The sequence below is a fragment of the Mycobacterium sp. genome (assembly GCF_035274705.1).
Lineage (GTDB): Bacteria > Actinomycetota > Actinomycetes > Mycobacteriales > Mycobacteriaceae > Mycobacterium.
The window spans coordinates 1-17,069 of record NZ_DATENY010000020.1 but is presented as its reverse complement, the minus strand read 5'-3'; the positions used below and the strand labels follow the sequence as shown (position 1 = coordinate 17,069).

Sequence of the window (17,069 nt, the reverse complement as noted above, 5' to 3'; positions counted from 1 at the left end):
GGGGCTGCCAGTCTGGTCGGGCCCGCTATGAAGTCGCAGCAAGTATCCGCTGCCGGTACTTGGACGCCTGTCTCAGTGTGCCCTAACTGTCACGCCTTCCGGTTAAGGGTGGCGCGTGGTTACTGATACTAGACGTAGCACATACAGCACGCCTAGTGACACAGCCCTTCGAGATTGTCGTGAATTGGTGCTGATCCGGCCGATCCCGCGAGCGACCGCGTCTGCACGCGACACGCCGCGGTGCCGTGGCATTTTGCGGTCACTCGTGGCGTCAGGGAATAGTTGCGGACCGTAGTCCGCTTTGATGGTGGAGGCGTCGGACAACCCGACACCCGATGAGGAGAGGACATCAGCATGACGACTGCTACCGCGCAGCTCCGTACGGGAACCTGGGCCATCGACCCGGTTCACTCGTCGATCAGTTTTTCCGTACGCCACCTCGTGGTGAGCAAGGTGCGAGGCACCTTCCAGACGTTCAGCGGCGCGATCGTCGTCGCCGAGGACGGCACACCGTCAGTGACCGCCGAGATCGCGGTCGACTCGGTCAACACCAACAACGAGCAGCGCGACGCGCATGTCAAGTCGGCGGATTTCTTCGATGTCGACAAGTACCCCACCGCCACCTTCGCGTCGACGGGTGTGCGTCCCAACGGTGACGGCTACGTGATCGACGGCGAGTTCACGCTGAAGGGCATCACCAAGCCGATCAGCCTCGAGCTCGAGTTCAACGGCGTGAACCCCGGTATGGGCCACGGTGAGGTCGCGGGTTTCGAGGCCTCAGTCGTGTTGAACCGCAAGGACTTCGGCATCGAGATCGATATGCCGCTCGAAACCGGTGGAGCGGTCGTCGGCGACAAGGTCACCATCACGCTCGATATCGAGGCGCTCAAGCAAGCCTGACGTCGTGGGGGGTCGGGGTGTCAGCCGCCCCGGCCCCACACCGACTGTGCGCCGGCATCCCCGATCCGGTACACGCCCACGATCGACGACACACCAACCGCAAGCGCGACGACTGCCACGATGACCGTCGCAATGGTTCTCCGTTTGTCGGACCTGCTTTCAAGAAAGTGCAGGATCGCCAAAGCGATGGCGACCACCAGCAGCGCGGCCGAGAAGTAGATCATCCATTCCCCGCGCTCGGCGTGCTCTTGAAGTATCGGGCTGTGTTGTTTTCTCTGGTCGTAGAGCCACTCGCCGGCTTCAGTGGTGAACGGCGTGAGGACGAAGTTGACTGCCGCGAGCACAAGCACGAGCCACACCAGCCGTCGACGGGCCGCGGGCCACAATGCGCACAGGATTGCCAGCAGCGCGACCAGCGGCACAAGCACGACGATTGCGTGAACCAGTAGGGCGTGCGCGGGAAGTCCCGCGATTGTCGTCATGGACGCACACTATTCGGGACTTGCTGGGAATCGCCTGTCAATCGCCTAAGCGGCTAGCGACGCATAGGTGGTCGTGCGCTGACGGGCAGGACGGCCGATGCCCGCGGCGATCGCGGCGAGTTCCTCGACGGACTTGGCCGAGCCGAACTCCGAACCGGCCATCCGCGAGATGGTCTCCTCCATCAGCGTTCCGCCGAGATCGTTGGCGCCGCCCCGCAGCATCACCTGCGTACGCTCGACACCGAGCTTGACCCAGCTCGTCTGGATGTGAGAGATCCTGCCGTGCAACATGATCCGCGCCAACGCATGCACGGCACGGTTGTCACGATGCGTCGGACCCGGCCTCGCGCCACCCGCCAGATAAAGCGGGCTGCTCTGGTGCACGAACGGCAGCGGCACGAATTCGGTGAAGCCGCCGGTCTGGTCCTGGATGCTGCGCAACACGTTCAAGTGCCCGACCCAGTGGTGAGGCTGATCGACATGGCCGTACATCATCGTCGAGCTCGACCGTAACCCGACCTCGTGGGCGGTGGTGACGACCTCGATCCACATCGACGTCGGCAGCTTGCCCTTGGTCAGCACCCAGCGCACCTCGTCGTCGAGGATCTCCGCGGCGGTACCCGGGATGGTGTCCAGTCCCGCCTCGCGCAGGCTGGTCAACCATTCCCGAATACTCAAGTCGCCCTTGGTGACTCCGTTGGCGATCTCCATCGGCGAAAACGCATGCACATGCATCGAGGGCACCCGCGCCTTGACTGCCCGCACCAGATCCGCATAGCCGGTCACCGGCAATTCCGGATCGATGCCACCCTGCATGCATACCTCGGTCGCCCCGGCGACGTGGGCCTCCCAGGCCCGGTCGGCGACCTCGTCGGTCGACAGGCTGTAGGCGTCGGCGTCGCCCTTGCGCTGGGCGAACGCGCAGAACCGGCAGCCGGTGTAGCAGATGTTCGTGAAGTTGATGTTGCGGTTGACGACGAAGGTGACGTCGTCTCCGACGGCGTCGCGGCGCAGCGAATCCGCCAGCGCCGCAACGGCGTCCAATGCCGGTCCGTCGGCGGTGGCCAGCGCCAGATACTCGTCGTCGCTGCAGCCGGCCGGATCGCGCTCGGCCGAACGCAGCGCCGCCAACACGTCGGTGTCGACGCGCTCCGGCGCCCGTGCCGCCAGTTCGTGGACCTTTTCGCGGATCGACTCCCAGTCACCGAACGCGCTACCCAAATCGCTGCGCGTCTCGGTGAGCCGGCCCTCCGAATCGATCGCCGTGTGCAAATCGGTACGGCCCAACGATTCGGTCGCCTCGTCGGGCTCCTGCCACGGCCGGCCCACCGGATTGACGTCCAACGCGAAACCGCTATCAGGGTCGGCCAACTCGTCGACGTGTCCACGCACCCGCGGATCGATCCACGCCGCGCCGGCCTGCACATACTTCGGCTGGGCGGTAAGCCGCTGCACCAAGTCGTAGCCGGCCTCGGCCGTGACGTCGGCAAGTTCGTCCAGCGCCGGCCACGGCCGCTCCGGGTTGACGTGATCGGGGGTCAGAGGCGACACCCCGCCCCAGTCGTCGACGCCCGCACTGATCAGTGCCAGACACTCGCTGCGCGACACCAGATTCGGCGGCGCCTGCACCCGCATCTTCGGACCCATCACCAGCCGGGTGACCGCGACGGTCGCCAGGAAGTCCTCGAACCCGGCATCCGGCGTCGATGCCATCGCCGTGTGGTCCTTGGCGCGGAAGTTCTGCACGATCACTTCCTGAACGTGCCCGAACTCCTTGTGCGAGCGGCGAATCGCGTGAATGGTCTCGGCCCGCTCGTCAAGCGTCTCGCCGATGCCGACCAGCAGCCCAGTGGTGAACGGGATCGAGAGCCGGCCCGCGTCCGTCAAAACCCGCAGCCGGACCTCAGGATCCTTGTCCGGGCTGCCGTAGTGCGCCAGGCCCTTCGTCTCGAACAACCGCCGTGATGTGGTCTCCAGCATCATCCCCATCGACGGCGCCACTGGCTTCAAGCGCGACAGCTCCGACCACGACATGACCCCGGGGTTCAGATGCGGCAGCAGACCGGTTTCCTCGAGCACCCGGATCGCCATCGCTCGCACGTAGTCCAGCGTCGAGTCGTAGCCGCGCTCGTCGAGCCATTGCCGCGCCTCGTCCCACCGGTCCTCCGGCCGGTCGCCGAGTGTGAACAACGCTTCCTTGCAACCTAATTCGGCGCCGCGACGGGCGACGTCGAGGATCTCGTCGGGCTCCATGTACATGCCCATGCCCTGGGCGCGCAGCCGGCCCGGCACCGTGACGAATGTGCAGTAGTGACAGGAGTCGCGGCACAGGTGGGTGACGGGGATGAACACCTTGCGCGAATAGCTGACTGGCAATCGTCCGTTCGGCCCCCGGCGGCCGGCCGACTCCAGACCGGCATCGCGCACCCGCGCCGCGCTCGCACACAGATCCGCGAGATCGTCTCCGCGCGCGGTCAGCGCGATCGCTGCTTCGTCGACATTGAGCGCGACCCCGTCACGGGCCCGACGCAAGACCCGCCGCAAGGCGGCAGGACTAGGCGCATCGGACTTCGGTGGGATCACCGGGCTGGGCAGGTCGGCGCCGCGCTGGGGGTTCAGAGCCACTCCCGTGTAACCGTCGCGTCGTTGAGAATCATCCGCACGTCTCACATTCTGAAACCACTGCGTGACATATCGGCCACAGTAGTCCGAGGCGGTCAGGCCGTACGCACCTGGCGCCACAGCACGACGGCGGGAGGCAAAGCACCCAGCACGATCAGCAGCAGCGGTGCGTACTCCATGATTCCTACGCCGCCGAAGACGATGTCGTCGCCCGGTCCGCCCAGCGTCAGCCCCGCGACGGTCAGCAGCCAACACCACAACGGCAGTGCAGCCACGCGAGGTGCCGCCGTCCACTGAAGAGCGGCCCAGACCAGCATCGCGTTGATCAGACCGCTCACCAGCGCGCTGATCGGAAACGGCACCGATCCGATTCGGACGGGTAGGAAGAACGCGGCCGCGACGGCCGAGAGCACGCCATCGACGGCGAGCAACGTCAGCACGACGGGCCGCAGCCGCGTCGGCTTGGGGTTTGGTATCAGGTCGGGATGCTGTCGAGCAGCGAGACCAGCGACCCGATCACCCATTGCAGGTTGTCTGCGCGGTCCTGCCAGTGCTGCAGGTTGGGATCCATGTCCGGGTCCATCGCCATCCCTTTCACACGCTGGGTTGTCGGGGAGCTTACCGCGCGCCGCGTGCGCTATTCCAGGTTCAGCCCGGCGAGCAGGTCGGTTTCCCAGCCTCGGGCGTCGCGTTCTCCTGGCATTCCGGCGGCAAGGACGTAGTGCTCAACCGGCCCGATCGGCAACGCGATGTTGTTCGACAATGCGCAAGAACGCCCGTCGGGGGCGACGGTGACCTGGGTGGCATGCGCACGCAACGAGGCGACCTTGGCCGGCAACTGGTCGGGGACTTCCATCACGGCGTCGATCGCCTCGTCGGGATACCCGAACGGCACGTCGTCGACCGACACCCGGATCCACGCCGGCGGCACGTCGCCCAGGGCCCGCAGACCCTCGCCCATCGCGGACTTCGACATCACCGTCCAATAGACCTTCTGCACGTTCCACGGTTCGCCGGGATAGTCATCCCCAGCGGATGCCGCGACGGCCGCCTTTGTCACCTCGTGCGCATGGATGTGGTCGGGATGTCCGTAACCACCATGGGCGTCATAGGTGACGACGACATGTGGGCGCAGCTCGCGAATGATGGCGACCAGCGCTCCGACAGCTTCGCGCGGATCGGCGTCGACGAACCTCTGCCGATGTCGCGGCGATGTGCCGTCCATGCCGGAGTCGCGCCAGCGACCGGCGACGCCGAGAAAGACGGGCTCATCGACGCCGAGTGCGTTGAGCGCACGAGTCAGTTCGCCGATGCGGTAACCGCCGAGCTGATCAGCCGCGTCGACGACGAGATGCGCCCAACGCTCGCCGATCACTTCACCCTCTTCACCGAGCGTGCATGTGACAACGCGGACTTGCGCGCCCCTGGCGACGTAGTGCGCGATCGTCGCGCCCGTCGTCAGCGTCTCGTCGTCAGGATGTGCGTGCACGAACAACAGGCGCGGCGTCTCCATTCGCACAAGCTTGCCCGTTCATCGGCGCTGAAGTGAATTAGATTCAGCTCGTGACACGGCGCACCGTTGAGTTCGGATGCGCGATCGTCATCATCGGCCTGCTGGCGGGCGTCGCCGGCGGCGCGACAACCTTGCTGCTGCACAGTGTCGAACACCTCACCTATCACTACACATTCGGCACGCTGCTCACCGGCGTCGGGGGAAGCAGCCCTGTCCGTCGAGCGCTCGGCCCGATGATCGGCGGGGCGATCGCAGGCTGCGGTTGGTGGATTCTTCGCCGGCGCACCGAGGTCCCGCCGTTGTCCGCGGCGATCAAGAGCCCTGACCCGCTGCCCCGTTGGCCGTTGTCGATCGACGCCGCCCTGCAGGTGTTGCTGGTCGGATCCGGCGCCTCCCTGGGCCGCGAAGGCGCACCGCGCCAGTTAGCCGCTGCGCTGAGCGATTTCGGCACTTCGCGGTGGTCGTTCACGCCGCGCGACCGCGAGATCCTGCTGGCGTGCGCCGCAGGCGCGGGCCTTGCCGCTGTCTACAGCGTGCCGCTGGGCGGTGCGTTGTTCGCCGCGCGCATCCTGCTCGGCACCTGGCATCCCCGCGCAGTCGGCGTCGCGCTGATCACGTCGAGCCTCGCCGTCGCCGTGGCATCCCCTGTGACCCATCTTCAACACGCGCTGACATGGCCTGAAGCGAAGCTGTCCTATCTGTTCGCGTTCCTGGCGTTGGCGATCGCGCCTCTGGCCGCCGCGGTGGGTCTCGCATTCGATCGCGTGATGGCCGCCGCGCGACCACGGGTGCAGCTGCGGTCGTGGGTGCTGATCCCATCGATTGCGGCCGCCGGGTTGCTCACCGGAATCTGCTCGATCTGGTGGCCGGAATTGCCGGGCAACGGCAGAAGCATTCTGACGGTGAGCTTGAACAGCGGCCTGACGCTTGGCGCAGCGGCCGTCATCCTGCTGTTGAAGCCGCTTCTCACCGCGATCTTCCTTCGTGCGGGCGCCCTTGGCGGCATGCTCACTCCGGCGCTGGCCACCGGCGCCGCGGCGGGATCAGTGGCGACGCTGGCGCTCAACCACTTGGCCGGGACGAGCATTCACGTGTCGGCCGTGTCGTTGACGTGCGCGGCGGGAGTGCTGGCGATAACCCAGCGGGCGCCGTTGTTTGCGGCACTGTTCGTCTGGGAACTGGCCCGTCCGCCCTACTGGCTGCTCGCGGTGTTCGCAATCGCCGCCTACGCCTCACACGGGCTGCGGATACTTCGCGAGCGAAGCCAAGCCAGCCAACCTGCTCGAGGTTGACGGCCATCTCTGTGCTTGCGATCGCAAACGCAAGCGGGTCGCCGCCAGACGTGAGCGCTGCATTGCCGCGCTGACGGGCGTCGCTAACTACCTACTGAATCCGTTGCTGCCGAAAGCCTAGCTGGCGCACGGTCGCGGCAAAGTTCGGTCCGACGACGTTTGGCGTTAATTGACACGATGGTCAGTAGCGAGTTGCGAGCTCAGCTAATTAACACGTGTTAAGCGATTCCCTCAGACGCCGTTCTCGCCGCGACGTAAGCCTTCGAATTTTCTGCGTTGCCGAAAGGGGCTAACCGTTATTTGGTCGGCTAATCGTTGAGAGATTGTCGCAGAATTGCGTGCCGAATTATTTCGGTAGAACGTGTTCTATTTTGACTTTACTTGCGAGTAAATTATGGCCGACTGAAGTCACAGCTATGTCAAAAGGAGATGTCATGCAGGTTGCTGTCCGCCCCTATCTCAACGCGGGTATCGCCCTTGTCGGTGCAAGTGTGATCGCCGCGGCGCCGATAGCGGCCCCACCGACGCACATAGAAGTCCCGAGGGTGATTTCCGCCGCTGTCGACCTCGCCGCAGCGGCTAGTCCCCTCGACGCGTATGCGGCGTTGCTCAACAACACGCTCAACAACACGGGAGCCCTTGTCGGCCAAGCGTTCGCGAACGGTGTCGCGCCGCTCTTGCAGCAGTTCATCGTGAACCAACTGACCTTGGCTCAGGGCCTCAACACGGCGTTCAACGAGGTGTTTTCGTCGTCCAATCCAAACGGTCTGCCAGCCATACTTCAAACGGCTTTGACCCAGCTTTCGCACGGCCAGGTCCAGGCCGCGGCCGAGACGATCGCGAGCGGTGTCATCCAGGTGGCATTTCCGTTCTTCACTCCATTGCTGCAGCCGCTGAACAATTTCGTTGCCGTTGTTAACCAACTACCGAATATCGTACTTGTCGCCGGTATCGGGCTGATAAGCCCGCCGCTCGCGCTCCTACAATCCGCTGGCGCAGCCGTCCAATCAATGGTCAACGCCATTTCCGCGGGTGATTTGGGCGGTCTTGTCAACGCCGTTCTCAGCGCGCCCGCAGTGATGCTCGACGGCTTCATCAACGGTTACCAACCGAGCCAGACGGGTGGATTGCTCACGCCGGGCTCCGGCACGCTCAGCCTCTTGGTGAACATCAGAGACATGATCGTCCAGGCGATCACGCCGGCGCCGCTCGCCGCGACGACGATGAAGGCGGCCACCACGATGGTGACGCTGAACGTACCGTCTACGAAGACCGCCGCCGATGAAACCGCCACCGCGGAAAAGACGGCCGCGGCTACGGACAGCACTGAGGCTGCTGCGAGTGCTGACGCGACGACCGTCAGCAGCACGGAGGCCACCGCCGCAACGCCGTCGACGGCTACCACCGAGGAATCGGCCGCCGCGACCACTACGGCTGAGGTCAAGACCGCCACGACCAAGGCGGACGAGGCCAAGGCGACGGACACCACGACCAAGCCGGCCGGCACCAGTGCAACCGAAACCAAGGCCGACAACGATGCGGCCAAGGCAGACAACAACACTGGCAAGTCCGGGTCCGACACCAAGACGGGTACCGAAACCAAAACGGGCACAGACACCAAGCCCGATACGACGAAGCCAGACAGCAAGACCGGTGCCGATAGCAAGACCGGTGCGGACAGCAAGTCCGGTACTGCCAGCAAGTCCAGCGATTCGGGCAACGAGTAGCTGAGCATCAAACGAATCGGCCCCCCTCCACACGGGAGGGGGCCGATTTGCGTAGCGGACTATTGCGGCGTCTTGACCCACTTGCCGGCATCGCCGACGATGCCGACCGGTACGGCCCCGGACAGGTTGACGTTCTGCACGCTGGGCCCGGCGGCCACGATCGTCGTGTCCTGCAGGATCGGCAGCACAGTCGACATGTTCCAGAGCCGGGGTTCGACGGCGTTGATCACCTCGCCGATGTTCTCCGAGCCGTCCAGCGCGGCGTCGATCTTCGGCTGGATGCTCCGATCGCAGATGCCGGTGATATTGCTCGGCGCTTGGACCAGCGCGCCGGATTCCGGCGCCGGGCTCGGGGTCGTCGGCGTCGCCGTCGTGGTCGGCCGTGGCGGCACCGGCCCATTGCTTGTCGGCGAAGGCGAAGGCGACGGCGGCGGCGTTCCGGGCGTGGCCGTCGACACGGCCGTCGCCTCGAGCGCCGGGCAGCCGTAGCGAGACGACAGCGCGGTGGCGAGGTCGCCGCCCGCTTGATGCCAGCCGACCACGGCGTCGACGCGATTGTTGACCAGCGCATCGCCGTACAGCGCCACCGGATCCAGCGCCGACACCGAAGCCGCGATGCCGACGTTGCGCAGTTGGTCGGCAGCGGTATTGGCGACGGCGACGGCTGTCGGATCGTTGGCGGCCACACCCAGCCGCAGCGACAGTGGCATTCCGTCCTTGGTGATCTGGCCGCGGTTGTTGTTCGGCGGCGGCACACCCGGTGTGGGAGGTGGCATCGTCTCGATGGGCGCAATCTGGTAGCCGGCGTCGGCGAGTAACCCGAGCGCGGCATCGCGGCCCATCGCCGCAGGCGCGGTGGGCACGTAACCCGGGTCGGACGGCGAGCGCACTTGGGCCTGCGCGAGCGTCACGGTGTTGTCGTCGCCGGCTCCCACCGAGGCCAGCAGGTCGACGTCGAGCAGGCCCAGAATCGCTTTGCGCACTTGCGAATCCGCCAACTGCGGCTGCTGGGCTCGCAACGTCAACTGCATGACGCGGGGCGTGACGATGCGCGCCGTCCGCACGTCAGGAATCGCGGATAGTTGCGCGAACGCGGCCGCGCCACCGTGCACCTGCGCGACCTGGGTGTCGCCGTTGCGGATCGAGTCGGCCAGCGCGGCTGGCGCTCCGCCGCGACGGAACAGCACCTGGTCGGGTTTGGCCGGGGCGCTCCAGTAGCGGTCGTTGCGCGTCAGCAGGATCTCGTCGCGCTGCGGGTCGATGGTTTCGACGCGGAACTGGCCGCCGGTGACCGGTAGCGCACGAGCCAGTCCGGCCGCGAAGCCGCCTGGGACGTCCTTGACGATGTGCGCGGGCAGGATGTCGTTGAACAGCTCGCGCCATGCGGGATAGGGCTGGGAGAACGTGACGACCGCGGTTTTGCCGCCCTCGACGGACTGCACGCCGGTGATCAGGTCGTAGCCGGCAGGGTCGACGACCCCGGGCTGACCGACCATCTGCCGCCACAGGTACCAGAAGTCGTCGGCAGCGATCGGCGCATTGTCCGTCCACTGCGCCTCGGGGCGGATCTTGTAGGTGACCGTGAACGGGTTCTGGCTGGTGACCTCGGCCGAATCCAGCAGCGTGGTGTCGAGTTCCCAGCGCGAACCGGTCGGCGAGGCGGGGTCGGGAACCGGCCGAAACGAACTCGGCAACACCAGCGAGCTGATCGCCGCGTTCACCGGAGACTGGTCGGAGAGCAGATGCGGGTTGAACCCGGGGCCAATCGAGTCGATGGCCATGATGATCTGGGTCGCCCGCGGAGGTGGCGGTGTCGTCGTCTCCGTCGTGTCCGTGCTCTGCGGCGCAGGCGGCGGGCTGACGGTGCAGCCGGAGACCGGCAAGATCAGCGCGGATATCGCGGCGATGATGCGTAGGGGGCCCGGCACGCTGTTCAGGGTATCGGCAGGGCTATCCGCGGGCCTTGGCCCTTGAGCGGCTGCGGGCCCGGCTGGTTGCGTCCAGTTCGACCTTGCGCACCCGGACCACCTCGGGAGTGACTTCAACGCACTCATCCTCAGCGCAGAACTCCATCGCCTGCTCGAGGCCCAGCTCGAGGGGACGGGCCAGCGTCTCCATCACATCGGCCGTCGACGACCGCATGTTCGTCAGCTTCTTCTCGCGGGTGACGTTGACGTCGAGATCCTCGGCCCGGGGATTGATGCCGACGACCTGCCCCTCGTAGGTGTCCTGGCCGGGCTCTACGAAGAACTGGCCGCGATCGGCGAGCTGGATCATGGCGAACGGTGTGATGGAGCCCGACCGGTCGGAGACCAGCGAGCCGGTGTGCCTGGCCCGGATCTCGCCCGCCCACGGCCGGTAGCCGTCGAACACGGCGTTGGCGATGCCGGTGCCGCGGGTGAGCGTCAAGAAGTCGGTGCGAAACCCGATCAGCCCACGGCTGGGCACGATGAAGTCCATCCGAACCCAGCCGGCGGCGTGGTTGGTCATTTCCTCCATGCGGCCCTTGCGGCCGGCCATCAGCTGGGTGATGGCGCCGACGAACTCCTCCGGACAGTCGATCGTCATCGCCTCGAACGGTTCGTGCAGCTTGCCGTCGATGGTCCTGGTGACCACCTGCGGCTTTCCGACGGTCAGCTCGAAGCCCTCGCGGCGCATCTGCTCGACGAGCACGGCCAACGCCAGCTCGCCGCGGCCCTGCACCTCCCAAGCGTCGGGACGGCCGGTATCGACAACCTTGATCGACACGTTGCCGACGAGCTCGGTGTCAAGCCGCGACTTCACCATCCGCGCGGTCAGCTTGTGCCCTGACACCTTGCCCGCCAATGGCGAGGTGTTGGTGCCGATGGTCACCGAGATAGCCGGCTCGTCGACGGTGATGCGCGGCAGCGCATGCGCGTGCTCGGTATCGGCCAGCGTGTCGCCGATCATGATCTCGGGCAGGCCCGCCACCGCGACGATGTCGCCGGCGATGGCCTCGTCGGTGGATGTTCGGTCCACGCCTTCGGTGACCAGCAGTTCGGTGATCTTGGCGTTGGTGATGACCGGATGGCCGTCGACCTCGCGCATCCAGGCGACCTGTTGGCCTTTGCGTATCCGGCCCTTGTAGATGCGGATCAGCGCGAGCCTGCCGAGGAACGCCGACGCATCGAGGTTGGTCACCAGCGCCTGCAGCGGGGCCTCCGGGTCACCCTGCGGCGGCGGGATGTGCTCCAGCAGCACGTCGAACAGTGGGTCGAGGTTCTCGCCGTCGGGATTCTCGCCGTTGGCCGGCTCGGTGGTGCTGGCGATGCCTGCGCGGCCCGACGCGTACAGCGTCGGCAGTCCAAGCGCGTCCTCGGCGGCCTTCTGGGCCTCCTCGTCGAGGTCTGACGCCACGTCGAGCAGCAGGTCGTGACTGTCCGAGACGACCTCAGCGATGCGGGCGTCGGGCCGGTCCGTCTTGTTGACGACCAGGATGACCGGCAGATGCGCGGCCAGCGCCTTGCGCAGCACGAAGCGGGTCTGCGGCAGTGGCCCCTCGGATGCGTCCACCAGCAGCAGCACGCCGTCGACCATCGACAGGCCGCGCTCGACCTCGCCGCCGAAGTCGGCGTGGCCGGGGGTGTCGATGACGTTGATGACCGTCATGCTGCCGTCGGGGTGTTGGCGGTGCACTGCGGTGTTCTTCGCCAGGATCGTGATGCCCTTTTCGCGCTCGAGATCCCCGGAGTCCATCAGGCGCTCGACTACGTCGTCGCCGCGATGGGTCAGCGCACCCGATTGCCGCAGCATCGCATCGACCAGGGTCGTCTTCCCATGGTCGACGTGTGCCACGATGGCGACATTCCGGAACTCCACGTCGGTGATTGTCGCAGTGCAGTCGACCAATCACGAAAACGAGAGACGCCCGTCACTTGAAGCCCTAGTCGCCGAACGTTCCGTACCACTCGAATATTCGCCGGAATGTCGAGCGGTACGGAACGTTCGCCGGTCGAGCTACGGGTACGACAACAGCATCATCACGCGGCCGTCGGACTGCGCCTCGGGAAAATCGCTTTCATCGAAGCCGTAGTACTTCTGCTGGTCCTCGGTGATCGAATCGATCACCTTGCCCTGCGCCTTGAGTTGGCCGTTGCAGACGTCTTTCATCATTCCGACGAAGTCGGGCACCGACATCGACTCGGCGAGTAGCAGCGCGTCGCCGCCGGACGGAAGCTCGACAACCACACCGGCGCCCGCGTAGTTGTTACCGCCGCGGCCGGTGCCGCGCGGCGCCCAGTACACCACCTCGGAGCCGAGCGTGCCTTCGATGCGCCGGTACTCGCCGGCGTGCTTGGTGTCGTCGACGGTGACCTCCGGCAGCGCGGCGACGGTCCGCTTCTCCTGAAACCACATCCAGCCCAGCGGGATACAGACGATGGCATAGATCATCACCATTAGCATCAGCACGGGTTTCCAGGCGATCTCCCAGCCGAGCTTGCGTTGCGACATGCCTTCGGCTTCGGCCTCGGTGTCGAGTTGACGACGGCCGAATCGGAAGACGTACCAAGCCAATACGCGCGCCAACGCCATCAGCGCCAGAATGATCAGCCCGGCAGTGCCGGCCACCCGCCAGTAGAACGTGCTGTCGCCGTGATTGGTCGTCATCGCCACCATGACGGCTGGGATCGGGGCGGTAAGAAGAAGCAACAGCGAGTACGACGGGTGGCTGCTCAAATACTTGTAGTGCGTAGTCCACTGCGGGTTGCCCACCATCACCGTGTAGTCGCCGACGTGGGCGCCGACCATCGGCGTCCACGTGCCTTCAACCACTCTCGGCCGGATAAGGCTGCGAACAAAGAAGAAACCGCACACCAGCGAGACCACCAGCGCGCCCCAGAACACTCCCGGAATCGACTCGCCGGTACCGGGCACGCCGAACGCGCCACGGATGTCGATGATCTTGGCGATGAAGAACGCCAGCGGCAGCGCGAAGAAGAACTCGATCAGCCAAATCTGGATCAATTGCGGGATCCGCGATCCGACCCGATCGAACGCCAGTACACCCCGCCAGATGAAGCGCAGCACACGCATGGCTCGGAGGAATAATGTGTGCCGATCGCCGGAGGGGCAAACGCCGGCCGAACTCCGCCGCGTCGCTATCCGGGGTAGCGCATGTAGATACGCGCGCCGAAGCCCTTGAACCTGGCGAACCGTTCCTTTTCGCTCTTGGCGTCGACGAAGCCGATCCTGCGGTAGCAGTCGCGGGCCGCGGTGTTGACGTCGGTCACTTCGAGCATGTACTCGGTGTAGGCGGTCTGTGCGATGACGCCCTCGACGAGTTTGGTGGCGATGCCCCGACGTCGCACCCTCTCAGCCACGGCGACGAATTCGACGTACCCGGTGCCGTTGGGATAATCGAGGCGAGACATAAAGGGCGGGACCAGAATTCGGGCGGCCAGCGTTCCTCGAACGATGCCGAGGTGGCGACGCCAGTCCGCGGCGCGGATGCAAATCGCACGTCCGGTGCGGTCCGTGCAGGCGATGGCCCCGATGACGTCGCCGTCGCGATCGGCGACGAAGAACCGGCGGACCTCGACGCCGTCGGCGAGCGCGGCCGCGATCTTTCGCATACTGCGCGACAGCGTCGAGAACTCGTGGCGGTAGGCGTGCGCGATGACCGTTGCGATCGCATCGCGATCGGATTCGACCGCCGGGCGCACAGTCACATCCGTCGCCCGCAGCGCGCGCGTCAGTTCGCGAACCCAGGTCCGATCGGCGGGCACCCACGGTAGGTCCGCGAGCTGACCCGCGGTGATCCACCGCAGCTCGCGGTGATCGTTGGGGTGAAGCGCGCCGCCGGTCTGCGTGACGCGGTAGGCGCGCAATGTCGTGGTCGCATTGAGTGCGACGTCGGCGCCGATGCGCGAACCGACCACGACATCAACGCCGAGCTCTTCGCGCAATTCGCGCGCCAACGCCGTCGCGTCGGTTTCGCCCGCCGCGACCTTGCCGCCCGGCAGCTCCCACAGACCGGCCAGCTCGGGTGGCCGGTCGCGCTGCGCTACGAGCAGTGAGGAGCCTGAAATCAATGCACCCGCAACGACGACCTGATTCGACACTGCCGCCGACGGTATACGCCGCGCTATCCGCCGGGAAACAGATGGGGAAACAACTCGTGCAGCAGTGGGTGCCGCGGCGGCGGTGGCGTCATCGTCTCTGCGGTCACCTGCGAGGGCGACATCGCCTCCGTCGGCGCCGCCGTGGTGTCGACAGGACGCGGCTGCTGAGTCGTGGTGGAGGGTAGCGGCATAGGCCCGGCCAAGGTTGGACTGGGCGCAGGCGCAGAAGTCGACGCCGGTTGAGACGGATTCATTTGTGTGCGTGGGTGTTTCGAATCATCGGATACCCAGATGACCGATACCGCGAGGGCGATGAGAAGGACGACGAAGACGCCTCCCCCGACCGCAGCCTGAGCGGAGAACCGCCGATGCGCGACGGTCGGCCGCAAACCGGCGGGCCCAAGCGCACCGGCCGCGGCACGCGCGTCGGAAGCGGTCGCCGCTGGGGACTGCGGCGACGTCGGTCCTTCGTCTATGGAAGCGCGCACTCATCAATATTGCGCGACGACGCTGTCGGGTGCCTGTTAGGCGACCCATGCCGCCGACCGAGCCTGCAGCGGTACGTTGGGCGTCATGGCTGTGTTAACGGACGAACAAGTAGACGCCGCACTGCCCGACCTCAATGGCTGGGAGCGCGCCGAAGGCGCCCTGCGCCGCTCGATCAAGTTTCCCTCATTCCTCGACGGCATCGACGCCGTGCGCCGCGTGGCCGAAAAAGCCGAGGAGAAAGATCACCATCCCGATATCGATATCCGCTGGCGGACAGTTACTTTCGCGCTGGTCACCCACTCCGCCGGCGGCATCACCGAGAACGATCTCGGGATGGCGCGGGAGATAAACCAGATCGTCGACCGGTAGAGGCGATCCACGCCAGCGTCGCCAGCGTCGCGACGATGTAGATCAGCCCGGCCCAGGCCAGGTACCACGGCCGGGGAATCACCCAGATGGTCGGCTGCGCGAAGCTCAGCAGCCACGGCACCCCGATCAGGGTCAGGGCCAGCCAGCCCCAGCCGAGCAGGCGCGCGCCCAACCGCTCATGCAGCGGCCCGTGCAGCAGCCAGATCATCAGCGGGATCAGCCACACCCAGTGATGGGTCCACGAGATCGGCGACAGCAGCAGCCCGAACAGTTGCACGACCACGATCGCGCCGAGCCGGTCCTCGGCGCCACCGATCGCGCGCCACGCCAGTAAAGCCAGCACGGCGGTGACGGCGATCCCCGCCAGCACGAGCGGCCCGTAGCCCGCGTCGTGCCCGAGAATCCGTGAGATACCGCCACGCCACGACTGGTTGAACGACGTTCCGATCGGCCCCACCCGGTGGGCGTCGCCGAGCAATTCGGTGAAGTAGTAACGGGTTTGGCGACCGACGACGAGCGCAGAGACCGCCACCGTGCCGAAAAACACCACCGCCGAGAACACCGCGGCGCCCCAGCGTCGCGCACCGGCGAAGTACAACCCCGACACCGCAGGCGTCAACTTCACGCCGGCGGCGAGCCCGACGAGTAACCCGGACAACCACCATCGTGTGCTGCAGACCGCGTACAACACGGCCAGGACCAACAGAACGTTGATCTGCCCGTAGTCGAAGGTGCTGCGCAGCGGTTCGATCCAGATCCCGACGGCGGTCCACAGCATCGCGACGCGTCGGTCTCCGTTGCCGAGCAGGCGCTGGCTGATGCGCACCACGCCGTAGAGCGCGGCGATGATGCCCAGCTGCCAGGCGAATGCGAGAAAGCCGAACGGCAGCAAATGAAGTGGGTAGAACACGACGGCCGCGAACGGCGGGTAGGTGAAGGGCAGCGGGAAGTCGGGCGTCTGGTCGGCGTAGACGTAGTCATACAACGTGCCGGGGTGATCGAGCGCGCCTGCACCGCCGACGTAGACGTGGAGGTCGACGAAGTTCGCGCCGTTAGGCACGAGGTAGGTCCACGCCAGCCGCGCGGCGATGCTGATCGCCAACAGCGCCGGCGCCCATCGGGCGAGGGTCCGCGGCGAGGCGGCGACTGTGGCGGATTCCGTGGGGTTTATCCGTCCGACTCTAGCGAGCGGTCACCGTATGCCTTCACCTCCGTAACGTTTAAATAACCGCCACACGTGTCACAGAAGTAACACCAGTAACAGGGCTAGCTTCGGGTTCAGGCGTGCCATCAACGGATTGGAAAAACCATGCAGTTCACCAGAAAAATGCTTGCCACCAGCATGATCACGGCCGCGGGCGCGACGGGTGTCGCCTTGGCGCTCAGCGCCACCGCAGCCGCCGACCCAGTGGCAGCACCCGCCCCCTCCCCGGCCGTGCCGGGCCTGCCGTTCCTCCAGCAGCTCGCATCCAATCCGGCTGCCGCGACGCAGCTCATGCAGGGCCTCACCTCGGTGCTGGGCATGGTTCAGCCTGCCGCCGCAGCGCCGGCCACCGCTCCGCCCGCCGCGAGCGCGTCGGTCAACCTGCCAC

At 66.0% G+C, this 17,069-nt stretch carries 14 protein-coding genes and 2 pseudogenes; 5 read left to right on the top strand and 11 right to left on the bottom strand.

The window, feature by feature from the left end:
* Window positions 1-354 precede the first annotated feature (354 nt).
* The gene (locus tag VJV41_RS05320) at window positions 355-900 is read left to right on the top strand and encodes a YceI family protein (RefSeq protein WP_325331834.1); all 546 of its coding nucleotides are present in this window, start codon (window positions 355-357) and stop codon (window positions 898-900) included.
* A 20-nt stretch (window positions 901-920) separates the two neighbouring features.
* On the opposite strand, the gene VJV41_RS05315 is transcribed toward VJV41_RS05320, so the two are convergent.
* From VJV41_RS05315 to mshB, 4 genes are all read right to left on the bottom strand, one after another.
* Window positions 921-1,382, bottom strand: a complete 462-nt coding sequence (locus VJV41_RS05315; RefSeq protein WP_325331832.1) for a DUF2231 domain-containing protein — start codon at window positions 1,380-1,382, stop codon at window positions 921-923.
* 45 nt (window positions 1,383-1,427) lie between these two features.
* Window positions 1,428-4,007 (bottom strand): bifunctional FO biosynthesis protein CofGH, encoded by a 2,580-nt coding sequence (locus tag VJV41_RS05310; RefSeq protein ID WP_325331830.1) that lies wholly within the window; start codon window positions 4,005-4,007, stop codon window positions 1,428-1,430.
* 92 nt (window positions 4,008-4,099) lie between these two features.
* A complete protein-coding gene (locus tag VJV41_RS05305; protein WP_325331828.1) occupies window positions 4,100-4,528 on the bottom strand; it encodes a hypothetical protein in 429 nt (142 codons plus the stop codon).
* 113 nt (window positions 4,529-4,641) lie between these two features.
* Window positions 4,642-5,517 (bottom strand): N-acetyl-1-D-myo-inositol-2-amino-2-deoxy-alpha-D-glucopyranoside deacetylase, encoded by an 876-nt coding sequence (mshB, locus tag VJV41_RS05300; protein ID WP_325331826.1) that lies wholly within the window; start codon window positions 5,515-5,517, stop codon window positions 4,642-4,644.
* A gap of 50 nt (window positions 5,518-5,567) precedes the next feature.
* Here mshB and VJV41_RS05295 point away from each other — a divergent pair, with 50 nt between their 5' ends.
* Window positions 5,568-6,809: a chloride channel protein gene (locus VJV41_RS05295; protein ID WP_325331824.1), complete on the top strand. Its 1,242-nt coding sequence runs from the start codon at window positions 5,568-5,570 to the stop codon at window positions 6,807-6,809.
* Between the two features lie 338 nt (window positions 6,810-7,147).
* Window positions 7,148-8,536 (top strand): hypothetical protein, encoded by a 1,389-nt coding sequence (locus VJV41_RS05290; RefSeq protein WP_325331822.1) that lies wholly within the window; start codon window positions 7,148-7,150, stop codon window positions 8,534-8,536.
* Between the two features lie 59 nt (window positions 8,537-8,595).
* Here VJV41_RS05290 and VJV41_RS05285 read toward each other — a convergent pair whose 3' ends face one another.
* The 6 genes and pseudogenes from VJV41_RS05285 to VJV41_RS05260 form a co-directional block, all read right to left on the bottom strand.
* Window positions 8,596-10,464 carry an ABC transporter family substrate-binding protein gene (locus tag VJV41_RS05285; protein ID WP_325331821.1) on the bottom strand — a complete coding sequence of 623 codons (1,869 nt, stop codon included), beginning with the start codon at window positions 10,462-10,464 and terminating at the stop codon, window positions 8,596-8,598.
* Window positions 10,465-10,486: 22 nt separating this feature from the next.
* On the bottom strand, window positions 10,487-12,376 hold the full coding sequence (gene typA / locus VJV41_RS05280) for a translational GTPase TypA (RefSeq protein WP_325331819.1): 1,890 nt from the start codon (window positions 12,374-12,376) through the stop codon (window positions 10,487-10,489).
* 138 nt (window positions 12,377-12,514) lie between these two features.
* A complete protein-coding gene (locus VJV41_RS05275; RefSeq protein ID WP_325331817.1) occupies window positions 12,515-13,591 on the bottom strand; it encodes a hypothetical protein in 1,077 nt (358 codons plus the stop codon).
* 65 nt (window positions 13,592-13,656) lie between these two features.
* The gene (locus VJV41_RS05270) at window positions 13,657-14,130 is read right to left on the bottom strand and encodes a GNAT family N-acetyltransferase (protein ID WP_325331941.1); all 474 of its coding nucleotides are present in this window, start codon (window positions 14,128-14,130) and stop codon (window positions 13,657-13,659) included.
* Between the two features lie 105 nt (window positions 14,131-14,235).
* Window positions 14,236-14,619 (bottom strand): annotated as a pseudogene (locus tag VJV41_RS05265) ((deoxy)nucleoside triphosphate pyrophosphohydrolase); the annotation flags it as partial.
* A gap of 23 nt (window positions 14,620-14,642) precedes the next feature.
* Entirely contained in the window at window positions 14,643-15,107 is a 465-nt protein-coding gene (locus tag VJV41_RS05260) for a hypothetical protein (protein WP_325331815.1), read from the bottom strand.
* Between the two features lie 85 nt (window positions 15,108-15,192).
* Here VJV41_RS05260 and VJV41_RS05255 point away from each other — a divergent pair, with 85 nt between their 5' ends.
* A complete protein-coding gene (locus tag VJV41_RS05255) occupies window positions 15,193-15,477 on the top strand; it encodes a 4a-hydroxytetrahydrobiopterin dehydratase (protein ID WP_325331813.1) in 285 nt (94 codons plus the stop codon).
* Here VJV41_RS05255 and VJV41_RS05250 read toward each other — a convergent pair.
* Complete coding sequence (locus VJV41_RS05250) at window positions 15,422-16,648, bottom strand: mannosyltransferase (RefSeq protein ID WP_325331939.1); 1,227 nt, start codon at window positions 16,646-16,648, stop codon at window positions 15,422-15,424. The two genes, VJV41_RS05255 and VJV41_RS05250, sit on opposite strands and share 56 nt — an antisense overlap.
* A gap of 138 nt (window positions 16,649-16,786) precedes the next feature.
* On the opposite strand from VJV41_RS05250, the pseudogene VJV41_RS05245 reads away from it, so the two are divergent.
* Window positions 16,787-17,069: pseudogene (locus VJV41_RS05245) on the top strand (hypothetical protein); the annotation flags it as partial.

Excerpts from the sequence above, each read along its gene's own strand:
- VJV41_RS05320 (WP_325331834.1), top strand. The coding sequence starts at position 355 with ATGACGACTGCTACCGCGCAGCTCCGTACGGGAACCTGGGCCATCGAC.
- VJV41_RS05315 (WP_325331832.1), bottom strand. The coding sequence starts at position 1,382 with ATGACGACAATCGCGGGACTTCCCGCGCACGCCCTACTGGTTCACGCA.
- VJV41_RS05305 (WP_325331828.1), bottom strand. The coding sequence starts at position 4,528 with ATGGGTGATCGGGTCGCTGGTCTCGCTGCTCGACAGCATCCCGACCTG.
- mshB (WP_325331826.1), bottom strand. The coding sequence starts at position 5,517 with ATGGAGACGCCGCGCCTGTTGTTCGTGCACGCACATCCTGACGACGAG.
- VJV41_RS05275 (WP_325331817.1), bottom strand. The coding sequence starts at position 13,591 with ATGCGTGTGCTGCGCTTCATCTGGCGGGGTGTACTGGCGTTCGATCGG.
- VJV41_RS05270 (WP_325331941.1), bottom strand. The coding sequence starts at position 14,130 with ATGCGAAAGATCGCGGCCGCGCTCGCCGACGGCGTCGAGGTCCGCCGG.
- VJV41_RS05255 (WP_325331813.1), top strand. The coding sequence starts at position 15,193 with ATGGCTGTGTTAACGGACGAACAAGTAGACGCCGCACTGCCCGACCTC.